Raw genomic sequence first — 15,208 nt, 5'->3', positions numbered from 1 at the left:
CGATGCAGCCCGCTACGCCGTCTCGGCCGACGCCCAGGCCTTGCGCTTCGCCGCCAGCGCCAGCGCCGGGATCAACAGCTGGAACCCGGCGCAGGGCTTGATCGACGTCGGGGTCAAGGGCATGGCCGAGTTTTCCCTGGCCGACGCCGCGGTGTCCTTCAACCGCTACTTCCCCAGCCAGGGCGGCTACCTCGCCAGCATCACCTACCGCAACGGCGAGGGTAAGACCGTGCGCCACCCCCTGGGCGTGTTCCGCCTGAGTGGCCGGCTGGAGCTGAGCTGCTTCGTGGGCAGCCAATTACAGGGTGAAGCGGGGACAAAGGCACAGTACAAACCCCGCGAACAGCCCGCGGGCGCCACGGCCTTGCTCGGCACGCCAACTATGGACGTCGGTAAAAGCGGTTACATCGGGGTCAAAGGCACCGCGTTTGCCGGCGCCCAAACCGGTGGCGCCCTGACCGGCAACTTTCAGTGGATCGAGCCCGACCTGCAAGGCAGCGGCAAAATCGAACCCGGGCAGGCGAATGCCAGCAGCAACTGGGTGGATTTGGCGCAGATCAAGGCGGAGGGGAATGTTGCGCTGGGGGCTGGGCTGAGCGGTGAGTTTGGGATCGAAATCGCAAAGAACCGACTGGCTATACGCTGCAGCGGTTCGCTGGTACTCGGGCCCGGTGCCGGAGGCGGTTTTGCAACGGTGGTTGACCTGGAGTTGGTCGGGAAACTGACGCTACTGTTTTGCAAGGCGTTGGCTGAGGTGGATTACCGGTATTTGCTGGGGGTAACCGGAGATGCGTTCAGTTACTTGGTATCAGGGTTGTTTAAGGTCGCTAGTCATCCTATAGATGAGAGCCAGAGAATACTTCATGAAAGCTTGTATGAAATGGCAGCTTGGTGGAATAAAAGAAATGCGACCAAGCTGGAAGCAGAGCGACTGACAGACCACTTGCTTAAGTATCACGCTGTATGGATAGGTGGGCAACGTATTCCCCTGAGCCTGCTACCGCCCGAGACAATGGGTCCCATGGTCCACCTGTTGTCAGAGAGCTTGGTTTGGAGCTTTAACGAGCGTCGGGAGCGTGCATTAATTTTGCTGCTTTCAGCTGTGCGCACTTGGCGACAGTTTATCGAGGTGTTGGAACACTGCGATCCCAAAGCCCAGAAGGTAAATGCCATGGAGAGTCTGGCACGAATCAACTCGCTACTCGATGCCCGCGAGCAACGCTTCTTCAATCGCTTTATTGATGGGCTAGCCGTCAATCCGAAAGCCGAACGCAGTGAAGAGCGCATGGCCTGGTCGCCGAGTTCTTTTAGCACCAAGCAGGAAATCCTGTTGGCCGCGCAACGCAGCGGCAGGTTCACCGGGCTGGCGTAAATGCTGAAATTGACAAGGGCGGATGATTACGCCTTTGCCTGCTCCTTACTCAGAGTGGCTGTGCGGACTGTATGGCGCAGCGGAAGCCGAACCCTGGAAAGTATCCACTTTTGACTGGCTCATCAGCCCAGCGCCTAACCGTGCTCGCGGAAATTAGCGGCCCTTCGGCATAGGTTGAGCCTCTGTGCACGCGGAGTGTTCCGGTTTCTGGACCGGTTGGATTTTCTACGGGGGAGTGATAGTAGTAATCCGCACCATACCAGTCATTAACCCAGTCAACGGCGTTACCAGAAAGGTTATGAATTCCCAAGGGGTTGGGTACAAAACGGTCTACAGCAAAGGTGCGCGTTTCATCGGGGTGGGGAAAATTTCGCCCATAGTCCAAACCACCGTTATCGGTAGCAAAAAAAACATACTGGCCACGGTTGCGAGCGGCATATTCCCACTGTGCTTCGCTGGGTAAATCTACTGGGTAACCACTCAGCTTGCCCAGCCAATTGCAGTAACCCTTAGCTTCCTCCCAGCTTTTGGACGGCGCGGGGTTATCGGGTTTATACAGGAACTGTATGTCCTCGCGCTTACGATCTTCTGCGTCATACAGCGGCTTGCCTTGAGCAATAAAAAACAGATCGAAATCGCGTATCGTGGTCTGGAATTTCGAAAAATAGTAACTGCTCAACTTAACTGGATGAACGAAGTCATCATCCCCATCCATGCTGATATTGCACAACCGCTCGGGCTCAACGCCGCACGGCCACTCACACATAGTGCTGGGGTCGTAGTCACACTTCCAGCCAAAGTCCCCCATCTGAAACTCGCCGCCTTCGACAAACACCATATTGTCCAGTGACTGCACCACGGTGTTGAGCAGTTGGGTGCGTATGTCGGTGGACAGCTTCGGGTAGGTCTGGTCGATGGTCGTCGCAATCTGCGCGACTTTTTCGGCGGAGAGTTTTTCGCTTTTGGGCAATGGCAGGGATTGGGCCTGACAGGCGGTCAGTAACAGCAGTGCGCAGGTGGGCAGAAGTACGCGAACAGTGGGCAGGTAGAACATGGCAGCATCCCTGTGGGCCAAGCGTCAGAAAAGCTTGGACGCTAGCAGATCCGACTGCAGACCGGCTGTAGGACCGTTCTGAAATCAACGACTCCCCATTATCAATCCGCGCGGCGCGCATAACGTTGCGCCAAGACCGCGCAGACCATCAACTGGATCTGGTGAAAGATCATCAGCGGCAGGATTACCGCACCAATGCCACCCCCGGCAAACAGCACCTGGGCCATTGGCACGCCGGTGGCCATGCTTTTCTTTGAGCCCGCAAAGAGGATGGTGATGCGATCCTCCAGGCTGAAACCCAGCCAACGGCCCAATGCCTGGGTACACCACAGCACCACGGCCAGCAGTACGCAACACGCCACCGTCAGGCCCAACAGTCGTGGGAGCGCGACGGATTGCCAGAGCCCGCTGATTACCGCATCGCTGAAGGCGGTATAGACCACCAGCAAGATTGAACCTTGGTCCACGGTTTTCAACCAGGTAGCGTTACGCATGACCCAGGCGCCAATCCAGCGTCGGGCCAGTTGCCCCGCCACAAAGGGCACCAGCAGTTGCAGAACAATCTTCAACAGCGCATCAAGGTTGGAGGCCCCCTCACCCTCCACCCCCATCAACAGCATCACCAGCACAGGCGTCAGTACAATACCCAGCAGGCTCGACGCGGCCGCGCTGCAGATAGCCGCCGGAATATTGCCCCGCGCCAGAGCGGTAAAGGCGATGGCCGACTGTACCGTCGCCGGCAAGGCACACAGGTACAGCACGCCAAGGTACAGCTCATCGCCTACCAGCGGCAGAAACAGCGGTTTGAGCGCCAACCCCAGCAACGGGAACATCAAGAAGGTGCAACCAAACACCAGCAGGTGCAGACGCCAGTGCCCCGCCCCGGCAACGACCGCCGTGCGGGAAAGCTTGGCCCCGTGCAGAAAGAACAGCAGGGCGATAGCCAGGTGGGTCAAACCCGCAAACACCGACGCAGCCAGCCCCTCACACGGCAATAGCGTGGCGACGAGGACGACCGCGAGCAGCGCAAGGGTGAAATTATCGAACAGCACACGTAACGACTTCATCGGACTTCCTGGCGAATGAGGTTAGGCTTGTAGCTTGCCGGGCGAGACGATACGGTCTGTGGCCCATTCCGACTAACGCCAGAACGCTGCCAGTGTCGCCAAACGGACAACCCACCACACACCCCCCGCAACGCCTCGCCGCGCTCAAGCAACTGCCGCGCCCGGTGTATGGCCATGCACACGCATTGCCCAACATTGCGCTCGGCTACGCGCACCGCCACCCATGGGCGCAGTTGTCCCATGCCATCAGTGGCGTGTTGGAGGTGCGTACCGAACAGGCGCTCTACGTCGTACCGCCACACCGCGCGGTATGGATACCCGCCAATACCGTGCATCGAGTAACCTGCACGACAGGCACCTGCATTCGAAGCCTGTACGTGGACCAGACAGCCAGCTGCAGGCGCTCAACCGACTGCCGCGTACTGAGCGTCAACCCGCTGCTGCGCGAGCTGATCTCCACCTTCAGCGGCCTACCGGTGGACTACGAGCAATACGGTGCCGATGGTCGTCTGGTGCAGGTGTTGCTCGACCAACTCGCCGTCGCGCCCGAGGAAGACATGCGTTTGCCACTGCCCAGTGATGAGCGCCTCGGGGGGTTGTGCCGGCGCTTGCAAGAGCAGCCCGAGGATACGACAGGGCTCGCGGACTGGGCTCTGCAACTGGGTGTCTCGGAGAAAACCCTCAGCCGAGTGTTCCGGCGCGAAACGGGCCTGACCTTCCGTGCCTGGCGTCAGCGTCTGCGTATGCTGAGTGCGCTACCCGCGCTGAAGCGTGGCGAACGCGTGACCGATGTGGCGCTGGCCTGCGGATACGAGTCGTTGTCGGCGTTTATTGCAGCGTTCGGCCAGCAGTTCGGCAGATCACCCGGAGAATGGCTGCGAGGTGGCACCAAGGCCGCGCCCTGATCCTGACTTAACCGCCCAAACGCCACTCCCCCACGGACCGATACTGGCCTTTGTGCGACTCGAACAAGATGAGGTGGTCGGCGCTCAAGCGAAAGTCTGGCGGCGTGCTGCTTTCGGGGACGTCTGCATGATAGTCGCGCATCAGGGTCAGGTGTGGACGGAACTCCCGGGGCAACTCAACGAACCCCAGTGGCAACATGGCCTCCTGCAGGGCATAGACCAATTGACGCAGCACCAGGGGCGTCTGCGTCGACGTGAGCAGTAACACGTGACTTCGGCGCCAGACATCCAGGCAGTCCAACGGTACGATTACCCGCTGACTTGCTTGAGCAACATTCACAGCTGCTGCGCAGATGACGGGTACCTGTGTAACGGCAACCGTCCCAAGGAACATCAGCGTGAGGTGGAATTTTTCCGCAGGCACCGGGCGCCCGATGCCCAGTTCCAGCGCACTGCGCCATTGAGCGATGGCTCGACGCGGGGACGGCGCGCAGGGCAAGGCGAAAAACAGGCGCTTGAAAGGCTCACCCGGCTCACGGGACTCATTACGCATACAGGCCTCCGCTCGAAAAGGCACGACGGCAGCTTCAGCGCGTGGAACACCAAGCAGCGCCACGCCCACGACAAGCCTACGCCTAAAGCTCAATTTACGGCTGCAAACGCTTCAGGTGCAATGTCAGTTCCCACGCAGTTGCCCCACGAAACAGGCGCTCAGCGCCTGGGTTAGCCCATGGAAGAAGCGTAAATCGCTGTGCCATTGCCCTGGAAGGCCAAACACCTCACCCCAAAATACTTGTACATAAAATTACTTATGTACAAGTATTTGATGCACAATGGTACGACAGTATCAAATTGCCTCCTGCGACTCTCACACTACGCTTCTCTCTGGAACTCCCGGCATGTTCACACGCAGATCCACCCTCCTGAAAAACGCCCTGGATGCCTGCCAGCAGCGCCTGGCCGAGCGCGACGCGGAACGCAACGCCCTGCGCGAGTCGATGGCAATCATCGAATTCAGCCCTAGCGGTGAAATACGAGATGCCAACCCGTTGTTCCTCGCCGTGATGGGTTACTCCCTGAGTGCTCTCATGGGTCGCCACCACCGCCTGTTCTGCACCAACGAACATGCCAACAGCCCGCAGTACGCTACGCTCTGGCGCCGCCTGCAACAGGGCGAATCCGTCAGTGGCGAGTTCCTGCGCCTGTCGAGCACCGGCAGGACGGTGTGGCTGGAGGCGACTTACCTGCCGGTTCGCGGCGTCAATGGACAGGTCGAAAAAGTCATCAAAGTGGCTTCCGACATCACTGAACGTACGCTGCGCAACCAGATGCACGCCAGCGTGATGGATGCAGTGAATCGCTCAATGGCGGTGATCGAGTTTGACTTGCAGGGCAAGGTGGTCAATGCCAATCAGAATTTCCTGAACACCATGGGTTACCGCCTGGAAGACATTCGTGGCAAACACCACAGCACCTTCTGCCTGCCCAGTGAAGTACAGGGCGCCGCCTATAAAGAATTCTGGCTCGGCTTGTGCCGCGGTGAACCGCGCTCCGGGCTGTTCCAGCGCGTGGCCAGGCAAGGCCGGCACATATGGCTGCAGGCGACCTATAACCCGCTGTATGACGTAGACGGCAAGCTGTATGGGGTCATGAAGCTGGCCAGCGACATCACCGAGAGAATCGAACAGCGGCGATCCGAGTCGCAGGCGGCGATGCTGGCCTTCGAGACCTCGCGGGAAACCAATGAGCACGCCAGTCAGGGCACGGCCGTGGTGGCCCAGGCCGTCAGCCGTGTACAGGACATTGCCGAGGAGCTACGCGAGGCCGCCGACAACATCAATGGGCTGAGTCGGTTGTCCGAAGAAATTGGCAGTATTGTTGGCGCCATTCGCAGCATTGCCGAGCAGACCAACCTGCTGGCGCTCAATGCGGCCATCGAAGCGGCGCGTGCAGGTGAACAAGGCCGCGGCTTTGCGGTGGTGGCCGACGAAGTACGCAACCTGGCAACACGCACCAGCGCCTCCACGGTGGAAATCGGCGAGGTCGTGGCACGCAGCCAGGCGCTTGCCCAGCAGGCGGTCAAAAGCATGCAGGGTAGCACCCTCAAGGCCGAACAAGGCCTGGCACTCGCCGAGGAAGCAGGTGCTGCCATGCAGGCGATTCATATCGGTGCCAAGCATGTGGTCGAAGCGATCGGTCGTTTCTCCGAGATCCTTGAGAGCGATCACGGCGCCAAGGGCAGCATGCCCTGAATCAGCCAACCTGACTGAAATGTAATCATCTGCCCGATTGCGCTGTGGCATCGTTAGGTCCATGGCGCCCGGCATTCGCAAAATGTCGCCCGCCCCGATTCAAACAAGGCCTCTCCCACTGAGAGTTTCTGACTGACGGGACAATCCAGGCATGTCTTCCAACACCTCCAGACGCACCTTTGTCAAAGCCCTGGCCGCAGGCGGATTGCTGGCAGGATTCGGCCTGTGGCGCACGCCGGTATGGGCGATTACCAGCCCTGGCCAGCCGAATGTACTGGCGGGCAACGACTTCGACCTGTCCATTGGTGAAATGGGCGTTAACTTCACGGGTACGCCACGTACCGCCATGACGATCAATGGCAGCCTGCCAGGGCCGCTACTGCGCTGGCGCGAAGGTGATACGGTCACCCTGCGAGTCAGGAACCGCCTGAAGGAAAACACCTCGATTCACTGGCACGGAATCATCCTGCCGGTGAACATGGACGGCGTACCTGGCCTGAGCTTCCACGGAATCGAACCGGGTGGCGTGTATGTGTACCACTTCAAGGTCAAACAGAACGGCACTTACTGGTACCACAGCCACTCCGGCTTTCAGGAGCAGGTCGGTGTCTATGGACCGCTGGTCATTGACGCGAAGGAGCCCGAACCATTCCGCTACGACCGGGACTATGTGGTGATGTTGTCGGACTGGACTGACGAAGACCCGACGCGGGTCATGAAAAAGCTGAAGAAGCAGTCTGACTACTACAACTACCACAAGCGTACCGTCGGTGACTTCATTGATGATGTCAGCAAGAACGGCTGGGCTGCCACTGTGGCCGATCGAAAGATGTGGGCACAGATGAAGATGAACCCCACCGATCTTGCCGACATCAGTGCAGCCACCTACACCTACCTGCTCAACGGGCACGCTCCCGACACTAACTGGACCGGCCTGTTCAAACCGGGTGAACGGTTAAGACTGCGGATTATCAACGGCTCGGCCATGAGCTACTTCGACTTGCGCATTCCAGGCCTGAAAATGACCGTTGTCGCAGCAGACGGCCAATATGTGACGCCAGTGAGTGTGGATGAGTTGCGTATCGCCGTGGCCGAAACGTATGACGTGATCGTTGAGCCGACCCAGGAGGCCTATACCCTCTTCGCCCAATCGATGGACCGCACCGGTTTTGCCCGAGGCACGCTCGCGGTACGTGAAGGGCTGAGCGCACCCGTGCCGCCGCTCGACCCACGCCCACTGATCAGCATGAGCGACATGGGCATGGGGGGGATGGACCACGCAAGCATGGACCCTGGCGATATGACCAACATGGACCACGGCTCAATGCAGAGCATGGACGGCATGCAAACCATGGATGGCATGCAGAGCATGGACCCTGGCCAGCCAGCCACCACGACTGACCACAGCATGCATGACATGAGCGCGATGAGTGGCATGGAAACCCATCCGGCCTCGGAAACCGACAACCCGCTGGTAGACATGCAAACCATGGCCCCGGCTCCCAAGCTCAGCGATCCCGGCATGGGCCTGAGGAACAATGGTCGACGCGTGCTGACCTACGCTGACCTGAAGAGCACCTTCCAGGACCCCGATGGCCGCGAGCCAAGCCGTACGATCACCTTGCACCTGACCGGGCACATGGAAAAATTCTCGTGGTCGTTCGACGGCATCCCGTTCGCCGATGCTGGGCCGATTCGGCTCAAGTACGGGGAGCGTATCCGTATTGTTCTGGTCAACGACACCATGATGACGCACCCGATACACCTGCACGGCATGTGGAGCGATCTGGAAGATGAAAATGGCAATTTCATGGTTCGCAAACATACGATAGACATGCCGCCGGGCACCAAGCGCAGTTACCGCGTCACCGCCGATGCACTGGGTCGATGGGCCTATCACTGCCATCTCATGTACCACATGGAAATGGGCATGTTCCGCGAAGTACGGGTAGATGAGTAGGAGAACGGCATGATCATCGAAAAAAGCATCAAACCTGTACGCACAAGCCTGGTAGCTGTCAGCCTGGGCCTGCTGTACTTCCCTGTAGCGCAAGCGCAGGAACAGTCCATGCAAGGCATGGCCCCTTCCCAGATGCAGGACATGGATTACACCCCGATGCAGGGCATGGCGCCGAGCCCGACGCAGGAAAGCCGCACACCGATTCCGGCGCTCACGGACGCTGACCGAGCGGCCGTCTTTGACAGTTCTGGTGGCCATGAGATGCATGATGGCGCGATCAACTCAAAGGTGCTGATCGATAAACTGGAATGGCAAGACGCGGACAATGGCGCTGTACTCAACTGGGATGTGAATGGCTGGATTGGCACCGACCTGAACCGTTTGTGGGTACGCTCTGAAGGTGAACGCACCAATGGTGTCACTGAAAAGGCCGAGCTGCAGGCGCTTTGGGGGCATGCCATCGGCCCTTGGTGGGACGTCGTCAGCGGTATACGTCAGGACTTCAAGCCGGGAGATCCGCAGACCTGGGCAGCACTGGGTATACAAGGCATGGCCCTGTATGACCTTGAAACGAAGGCGACCGCCTATCTGGGCGAGAACGGTCAAACGGCCGCACGCCTTGAAGGTGAGTACGACGTATTGCTCACCAACCGCCTGATCCTGCAGCCTACGGCTGAACTGAACCTCTACGGCAAGAACGACCCGCAACGGGCTACAGGCTCCGGCTTGGCCAATACCGAGGTCGGCCTGAGGCTTCGCTATGAAGTCCGCCGAGAGTTTGCACCTTATATTGGTGTGACCTGGAATCGCACTTATGGCAAAACCGCCGATTATGCCCTTGAAGACGGTGAAGAGCGCAGCGAGGCCCGCCTGGTGATGGGCGTACGTATGTGGTTCTAAATCGCGCAAACACCCGTTGAAGTCCCGAACATACACTAACCCCACCCGCGGTCCCCGCCGTCAGGAGCCTTGCATGTCCCGTCTGAAAACACTCAGTGTCGCCGCCGCACTCAGCGCCGGTCTGTTTCTCAGCCTCAGCGCCCAAGCACATCCCAAGCTGCTCTCATCCAGCCCGGCAGAGGGCACCACCGTTGCCTCGCCGGCAAAAATCGAACTGCACTTTTCCGAGAACCTGGTGACGCAATTCTCAGGCGCAAAACTGATGATGACCGGCATGCAGGGCATGACGCACGCCCCCATGGCCGTCAAAGCCTCCGTCAGCGGCAGCAGTGACCCGAAAGCCATGCTCATCACCCCGGCAGCGCCGCTCAGTGCCGGCACCTACAAGGTCGAATGGCGAGCCGTGTCTTCCGATACTCACCCTATTACCGGCGCCGTTACCTTCACCGTGAACTGACAGCATGGATGACGCGCTCAACATCACCCTGCGCCTGGCGCTCTACATCGATCTGATGCTGCTCTTTGGGCTGGCGGCCTTTCGCCTGTACAGCCCTGTGACGCAGGTTGCGCCCGAAAGGTCCATCCCGCGTTTCAATGCGCTGCTTGTCACTGGCGTCATGCTGGGTGTGCTGTTGTCGGCGCTCGGCATGCTGCAACTGACAAAAACGATGAGTGGCGCCTCAGACTTCACTGAGCTGCACCCGCACATGCTGCAGATGGTACTGATGGAAACCGATGTCGGGCACACCTGGTGGCTGCGCGTAGCCGCGCTGGCCCTCGCGGCCATCGTTGCCCTCGGTGCAGGACGCGACTCACCCGTAGGTCAGTGGCTGGTGATGCTATGTGGCGCGATTGCCCTGGCAACCCTGGCCTGGAGCGGGCACGGTGCCATGGACGATGGCTACAGGCGCTACCTGCATTTCACCAGTGATATTGCACACCTGCTGGCCGCAGGTGGCTGGCTGGGAGCATTGCTCGCCTTTGCCGTGTTGTTAAAGGCAAAATACCTCACGGCACACCAACAACTGCGGGCACTGGCCCAGGCGCTTCGGGGTTTTGAAGTCACAGGGACATTGATCGTCGTCGTGCTGGTGCTCACCGGCGTCGTCAACTACCTGCTGATCATCGGGATGACCTTGGAACCGCTGACAAACAGCACTTACGGCTGGTTGCTTTCGCTCAAGCTCATACTGTTTGCCGGCATGCTGGTGTTTGCCGCGCTGAATCGCTTCCAGTTGAGCCCGCTGCTGGAAGCCTCGCTGCAAACCGGCCATTACAAAAGCGCGGTCAACGCCTTGCGGCGCAGCATGGTCCTGGAGCTATCAGTAGCGGTGCTCGTGCTTGGCCTGGTGGCCTGGCTGGGTACGCTCAGCCCGGAGGTGGAGCTGCCCAGCGGCTAGGCTGATACGGGGGGTTAGATTGAAGCCTCGATAGCGCCCAACGGATGGCCTACCCTACTCAGATGCTCCTCGTGCAAGTGTGGTACCCATGCTGAGCGTCGAAAACCTGTACAAGTCGTTCATCACCGCCCAAGGCTCGCTGCCCGTGCTGCGTGGCGTAGACCTGCATCTGCCCAACGGGACGAGCATGGCGTTGATGGGCGAGTCCGGCAGCGGCAAGAGTACCCTGCTGCACCTGATCGCTGGCCTGGAACGGGCCGACAGCGGGCACATTCTGGTCGATGGCACACCGTTGCAAGGGCGCCACGAGGCAGAACTAGCGCGCTGGCGACGGCTCGGTATTGGCCTGGTGTTTCAACAGTACAACTTGATCGGCAGCCTTGATGTGGCCGCCAACCTGGCCTTCCAGGCACGCCTTGCCGAACGTCACGATCCGGCCTGGGTTGCCTACCTGGCAGAGCATCTGGGGCTAAGCCCTTTACTCCAGCGCTACCCGGAACAACTCTCAGGAGGCCAGCAACAGCGCCTTGCCATCGGCCGGGCGCTGGCGGCACGACCCTCGCTGGTGCTGGCCGACGAACCCACTGGCAGCCTGGACGAAGCCAGCAGCGACACGGTGCTCGAACTGCTCTTGCGGCTGGTTGGCGAGGCCGGTAGCAGCCTGTTGATGGTCACCCACAGCCCGCGCCTTGCCGCCCGCCTGTCCCGGCAGTGCTATTTGCACCTGGGCCGTGTCCAGTCCCAGGCGGCGTAATGAGTTGCGTAAGGATCAGCCTGCTGGCCCTGCTCAGCCACTGGCGGCGCCACCCGCTACAGTGCTTCAGCATTTTCACCGGGCTCTGGCTGGCTACCGCACTCTGGGCCGGCGTACAGGCACTCAATACCCAGGCAAGGGCCGACTACGCGCGAGCCAGTACCGTACTCGGTGGCATTGCACAGGCGTATTGGGCGCCGCGCCAAGGCCAGCACATCGACCAGGCGACCTACATTACCCTGCGTCGTGAAGGCTGGCCCGTCTCACCGGTACTGGAAGGCCGCCTGAACCTTGTCGGCGGAAACACGCTCACTGTGCGATTGATCGGTATCGAGCCGCTCACCCTGCCCCAGGGTTCGGCCATCGCCGGACAAACCAACGAAGCACTGGACCTCAGCGGCTTCATTGGCCCACCCGGGCAAGCCTGGGTGGGCCCAGACACCCTGCAACGCCTAGGCCTGAAACCGGGCGTCCAGGCACGGACCGAAGATGGCCAATACCTGCCACCGCTGCACCTGCAGGGGCAACTGGCGCCTGGGGTGATCGTCGTCGATATTGGCTACGCGCAAGCACTGCTCAAAGCACCAGGGCAGGTTTCGCGGCTACTGATGCCCGCAGACTTCGCCGACAGCGCACCACACCTTCCGGTCAATCTGGCCGACACGTTGCAACTGCAGACTTCGAGCGATGCGCAAGACCTGCAACGCCTGACCGAGAGTTTCCATCTGAACCTCAGTGCCCTTGGCCTGCTGGCGTTCCTGGTGGGGCTTTTCATCGTGCATGCCGCCATTGGCCTGGCCCTGGAACAGCGCCGCAGTCTGTTGCGCACCTTACGCGCCTGCGGCGTAAGCCTCGCAGAGCTGATCAGCGCCCTGGCGCTTGAGCTTGGCCTGTTTGCCGTGTTGGGTGGCCTGGCGGGCGTGTTCAGTGGTTACCTGCTGGCAGCCGTGCTGCTGAACGACGTCGCTGCCAGCCTGCGGGGCCTCTATGGCGTTCAGGTGGCCGGCCAACTCAGCCTGTCACCCTCATGGTGGCTGACAGGCCTGAGCATCAGCCTGCTCGGTGCACTGTTGGCCGGGGCAAACAGCCTGTTGCGCGCGGCTCGCCTGCCACTGCTGGCCCTGGCGCAACCACACGCCTGGCGGGCGGCACACAGCCTCTGGCAGCGCCGCCAGGTCCTGTTGGCGGTTGTCCTGACGCTACTGGCCTTGGCCTGCTGGCAGTTCGGTGACAGCCTGCGCATCGGTTTTGTGATGATTACCGCATTACTGCTGGCCGCCGCCCTGCTATTGCCAGCCGTGCTCGACGCCGCGCTGGCCCTGCTCGGACGCTACTGTCATCGGCCTCTGGCGCAATGGTTCATTGCCGATAGCCGCCAACAACTACCAGCACTGGCCCTGGCCTTGATGGCGCTGCTGCTGGCCTTGAGCGCCAGCGTCGGCGTCGGCAGCATGACCGAAGGCTTTCGCAAGACCTTCATGGGCTGGCTCGACCAGCGTCTTGCCGCCGAGCTCTACCTGAGCCCACGTGACACCGCACAGGCGCAGGCGATCAACGACTGGTTGAAGGCCCAGCCACAGGTCGACGCCGTCCTGCCGCGCTGGCGGGTAGACCTGCGCCTGCAGGGCTGGCCCGCCCAACTGTTCGGGATCATTGACCACCCTTACTACCGGCAACACTGGGCGCTTCTGGAACAACAGGAGGATGCCTGGCGACAACTGGCCAACGGCCAAGGCGTGATGCTCAGCGAGCAGTTGGCCCGACACCTTCACCTGAACCTGGGTGATCGCCTGTCATTGCCCGCACCTACTGCCACAGCCAATCTCAGGGTCGTCGGAATATACGCTGACTATGGCAACCCGAAGGGGCACCTGCTGGTCAGTGTCGACTGGCTGCAGCGCTACTGGCCCGAAGCAAACTTCTACGCCCTGAGCATTCGTCTGCCTGCACAGCAGGTGTCGACGTTAATGGCGCAGCTGCAACAGCAATTCGCCCTGAACAACGACCAACTGACAGACCAGGCCTCACTCAAACGCTGGTCCCGTGAGGTCTTCGAGCGCACCTTCGTCGCCACCGCCGCGCTGAACAGCCTGACCCTGGCAGTCGCCGGCGTGGCTTTGTTCATCAGCCTGTTGACCCTCGGCCAGAGCCGCCTCGGGCAATTGGCCCCACTCTGGGCACTGGGTGTCGAGCGGCGCACGCTGGCCTGGTTGAACCTGGGGCAAACCTTGATGCTGGCCGGCCTGACGGTATTGCTGGCAATCCCCTTGGGGCTGTTACTGGCAGGGTGTCTGGTTGCGGTGGTCAATGTGCAGGCTTTTGGCTGGCGCCTGCCATTGCAGGTGTTTCCATTGCAACTACTGCAATTGGTTTTACTGGGCCTGATGACCAGTCTGCTGGCTGCCGCCGCGCCCTTGTGGCAGCTGCTGCGCAGCCAACCGGCCGACCTGTTGAGGCAATTCGCCGATGAAGCGTAACGTCCAGATCATCGCCTGCGCCCTACTGCTCAGCGGTTGCGACAACGCCCCGCCAGCGAGCGAAGGTTTTGCCGGGCTTGGCCAGGATGCTACGACGTACACGCCGGTGCTGCGCGGACAAGCGCTCCGCTTTCCTGCCGACCACGGCGCCCATGTGGGTTACCGCATCGAGTGGTGGTATGTGACCGCCAACCTCATCGACGAGCAAGGACATGACTGGGGCGTGCAATGGACGCTGTTCCGCTCTGCCCTGCATCCGGGCGCCGAGACGCAGGGCTGGTCAAGCCCGACGGTATGGCTGGGACATGCCGCGCTGAGCAGCCCATCCAGCCATCAATACAGCCAGACATTCGCCCGTGGCGGCATCGGTCAGGCAGGGGTCGAGGCACAGCCCTTCCGTGCCTGGATCGACAACTGGTCACTGGCCAGTACCTCAGGCCAGGGGCTTGATCAGTTGCAGATGCACGCTACTGGAAAAGGCTTCAGCTATCAGCTGCAACTGACCAGCCAAGGGCCGTTGGTGCTGCATGGCGACTACGGTTACAGCGAAAAGTCCGGTCAGGGTCAAGCATCGTACTACTACAGCCAACCGTTTTATCGGGTCAGTGGCGAGGTTGAGCGCCACGGCCAACGCTACCCGGTAACGGGACGTGCCTGGCTCGACCGGGAGTGGAGCAGCCAACCCCTGAGCAGCACCCAACAGGGTTGGGACTGGTTCTCACTGCACCTGGAAAACGGCGCCAAGCTGATGCTGTTCCAGGTACGCCAACGCGACGGTCAGCCCTACCGCGCGGGCACCTGGATCAGCCCTGACGGACGAGCCGAAGCCTTGCGGAACGAGCAGATCCAGCTCGCCCCGCAAGCCTGGACGCGCCAGGACAATGGCAGGCAGCTACCCACACGCTGGCGGCTGCAAGTGGCCGCACACAACCTGGATGTGCAGGTCGAGGCCCTGCAGCCGCATGCATGGATGGGTACCACTGTTGCCTACTGGGAAGGCCCGGTGCAACTGCAGGGCAGCAGCACCGGACGCGGCTACCTGGAAATGACCGGTTATTGAAACCCAC

At 60.7% G+C, this 15,208-nt stretch carries 12 protein-coding genes and 1 pseudogene; 10 read left to right on the top strand and 3 right to left on the bottom strand.

The window, feature by feature from the left end:
• Window positions 1-1,372, top strand: a pseudogene (locus IE038_RS05415) (LysM domain-containing protein); the annotation flags it as partial.
• Window positions 1,373-1,421: 49 nt separating this feature from the next.
• On the opposite strand, the gene IE038_RS05410 reads toward IE038_RS05415, so the two are convergent.
• Window positions 1,422-2,426, bottom strand: a complete 1,005-nt coding sequence (locus IE038_RS05410) for a formylglycine-generating enzyme family protein (RefSeq protein ID WP_189395271.1) — start codon at window positions 2,424-2,426, stop codon at window positions 1,422-1,424.
• A 101-nt stretch (window positions 2,427-2,527) separates the two neighbouring features.
• The gene (locus IE038_RS05405; protein WP_189395270.1) at window positions 2,528-3,493 is read right to left on the bottom strand and encodes a bile acid:sodium symporter family protein; all 966 of its coding nucleotides are present in this window, start codon (window positions 3,491-3,493) and stop codon (window positions 2,528-2,530) included.
• A 92-nt stretch (window positions 3,494-3,585) separates the two neighbouring features.
• On the opposite strand from IE038_RS05405, the gene IE038_RS05400 reads away from it, so the two are divergent.
• Window positions 3,586-4,398: an AraC family transcriptional regulator gene (locus tag IE038_RS05400; protein ID WP_163939239.1), complete on the top strand. Its 813-nt coding sequence runs from the start codon at window positions 3,586-3,588 to the stop codon at window positions 4,396-4,398.
• Window positions 4,399-4,405: 7 nt separating this feature from the next.
• Here the strand turns inward: IE038_RS05400 and thpR are convergent, their stop codons facing one another.
• On the bottom strand, window positions 4,406-4,951 hold the full coding sequence (gene thpR / locus IE038_RS05395) for an RNA 2',3'-cyclic phosphodiesterase (protein WP_189395269.1): 546 nt from the start codon (window positions 4,949-4,951) through the stop codon (window positions 4,406-4,408).
• 346 nt (window positions 4,952-5,297) lie between these two features.
• Here thpR and IE038_RS05390 point away from each other — a divergent pair, with 346 nt between their 5' ends.
• From IE038_RS05390 to IE038_RS05355, 8 genes are all read left to right on the top strand, one after another.
• Window positions 5,298-6,650, top strand: coding sequence for a methyl-accepting chemotaxis protein (locus IE038_RS05390; RefSeq protein ID WP_163939241.1), 1,353 nt, complete (start codon window positions 5,298-5,300; stop codon window positions 6,648-6,650).
• A 151-nt stretch (window positions 6,651-6,801) separates the two neighbouring features.
• Window positions 6,802-8,610, top strand: a complete 1,809-nt coding sequence (locus IE038_RS05385; protein WP_189395268.1) for a copper resistance system multicopper oxidase — start codon at window positions 6,802-6,804, stop codon at window positions 8,608-8,610.
• Window positions 8,611-8,619: 9 nt separating this feature from the next.
• A complete protein-coding gene (locus IE038_RS05380) occupies window positions 8,620-9,510 on the top strand; it encodes a copper resistance protein B (protein ID WP_163939245.1) in 891 nt (296 codons plus the stop codon).
• 73 nt (window positions 9,511-9,583) lie between these two features.
• The gene (copC, locus tag IE038_RS05375) at window positions 9,584-9,967 is read left to right on the top strand and encodes a copper homeostasis periplasmic binding protein CopC (RefSeq protein ID WP_163939247.1); all 384 of its coding nucleotides are present in this window, start codon (window positions 9,584-9,586) and stop codon (window positions 9,965-9,967) included.
• 4 nt (window positions 9,968-9,971) lie between these two features.
• Entirely contained in the window at window positions 9,972-10,910 is a 939-nt protein-coding gene (copD, locus tag IE038_RS05370) for a copper homeostasis membrane protein CopD (RefSeq protein ID WP_163939249.1), read from the top strand.
• Between the two features lie 88 nt (window positions 10,911-10,998).
• Window positions 10,999-11,664 carry an ABC transporter ATP-binding protein gene (locus IE038_RS05365; protein WP_189395267.1) on the top strand — a complete coding sequence of 222 codons (666 nt, stop codon included), beginning with the start codon at window positions 10,999-11,001 and terminating at the stop codon, window positions 11,662-11,664.
• The gene (locus IE038_RS05360) at window positions 11,664-14,141 is read left to right on the top strand and encodes an ABC transporter permease (protein ID WP_189395266.1); all 2,478 of its coding nucleotides are present in this window, start codon (window positions 11,664-11,666) and stop codon (window positions 14,139-14,141) included. Before IE038_RS05365 ends, IE038_RS05360 begins: the two co-directional genes overlap by 1 nt.
• Window positions 14,131-15,201 (top strand): lipocalin-like domain-containing protein, encoded by a 1,071-nt coding sequence (locus tag IE038_RS05355; RefSeq protein WP_189395265.1) that lies wholly within the window; start codon window positions 14,131-14,133, stop codon window positions 15,199-15,201. Before IE038_RS05360 ends, IE038_RS05355 begins: the two co-directional genes overlap by 11 nt.
• Window positions 15,202-15,208: the final 7 nt, after the last annotated feature.

It is taken from the genome of Pseudomonas laurentiana (assembly GCF_014648275.1).
Lineage (GTDB): Bacteria > Pseudomonadota > Gammaproteobacteria > Pseudomonadales > Pseudomonadaceae > Aquipseudomonas > Aquipseudomonas laurentiana.
The sequence above is the reverse complement of the archived record's forward strand: the minus strand, read 5'-3'. Positions and strand labels throughout refer to the sequence as shown.

Coding starts and splice junctions, on each gene's coding strand:
- IE038_RS05410 (WP_189395271.1), bottom strand. CDS start 2,426: ATGTTCTACCTGCCCACTGTTCGCGTACTTCTGCCCACCTGCGCACTG.
- IE038_RS05405 (WP_189395270.1), bottom strand. CDS start 3,493: ATGAAGTCGTTACGTGTGCTGTTCGATAATTTCACCCTTGCGCTGCTC.
- thpR (WP_189395269.1), bottom strand. CDS start 4,951: ATGCGTAATGAGTCCCGTGAGCCGGGTGAGCCTTTCAAGCGCCTGTTT.
- IE038_RS05390 (WP_163939241.1), top strand. CDS start 5,298: ATGTTCACACGCAGATCCACCCTCCTGAAAAACGCCCTGGATGCCTGC.
- IE038_RS05385 (WP_189395268.1), top strand. CDS start 6,802: ATGTCTTCCAACACCTCCAGACGCACCTTTGTCAAAGCCCTGGCCGCA.
- IE038_RS05380 (WP_163939245.1), top strand. CDS start 8,620: ATGATCATCGAAAAAAGCATCAAACCTGTACGCACAAGCCTGGTAGCT.
- copC (WP_163939247.1), top strand. CDS start 9,584: ATGTCCCGTCTGAAAACACTCAGTGTCGCCGCCGCACTCAGCGCCGGT.
- copD (WP_163939249.1), top strand. CDS start 9,972: ATGGATGACGCGCTCAACATCACCCTGCGCCTGGCGCTCTACATCGAT.
- IE038_RS05365 (WP_189395267.1), top strand. CDS start 10,999: ATGCTGAGCGTCGAAAACCTGTACAAGTCGTTCATCACCGCCCAAGGC.
- IE038_RS05360 (WP_189395266.1), top strand. CDS start 11,664: ATGAGTTGCGTAAGGATCAGCCTGCTGGCCCTGCTCAGCCACTGGCGG.
- IE038_RS05355 (WP_189395265.1), top strand. CDS start 14,131: ATGAAGCGTAACGTCCAGATCATCGCCTGCGCCCTACTGCTCAGCGGT.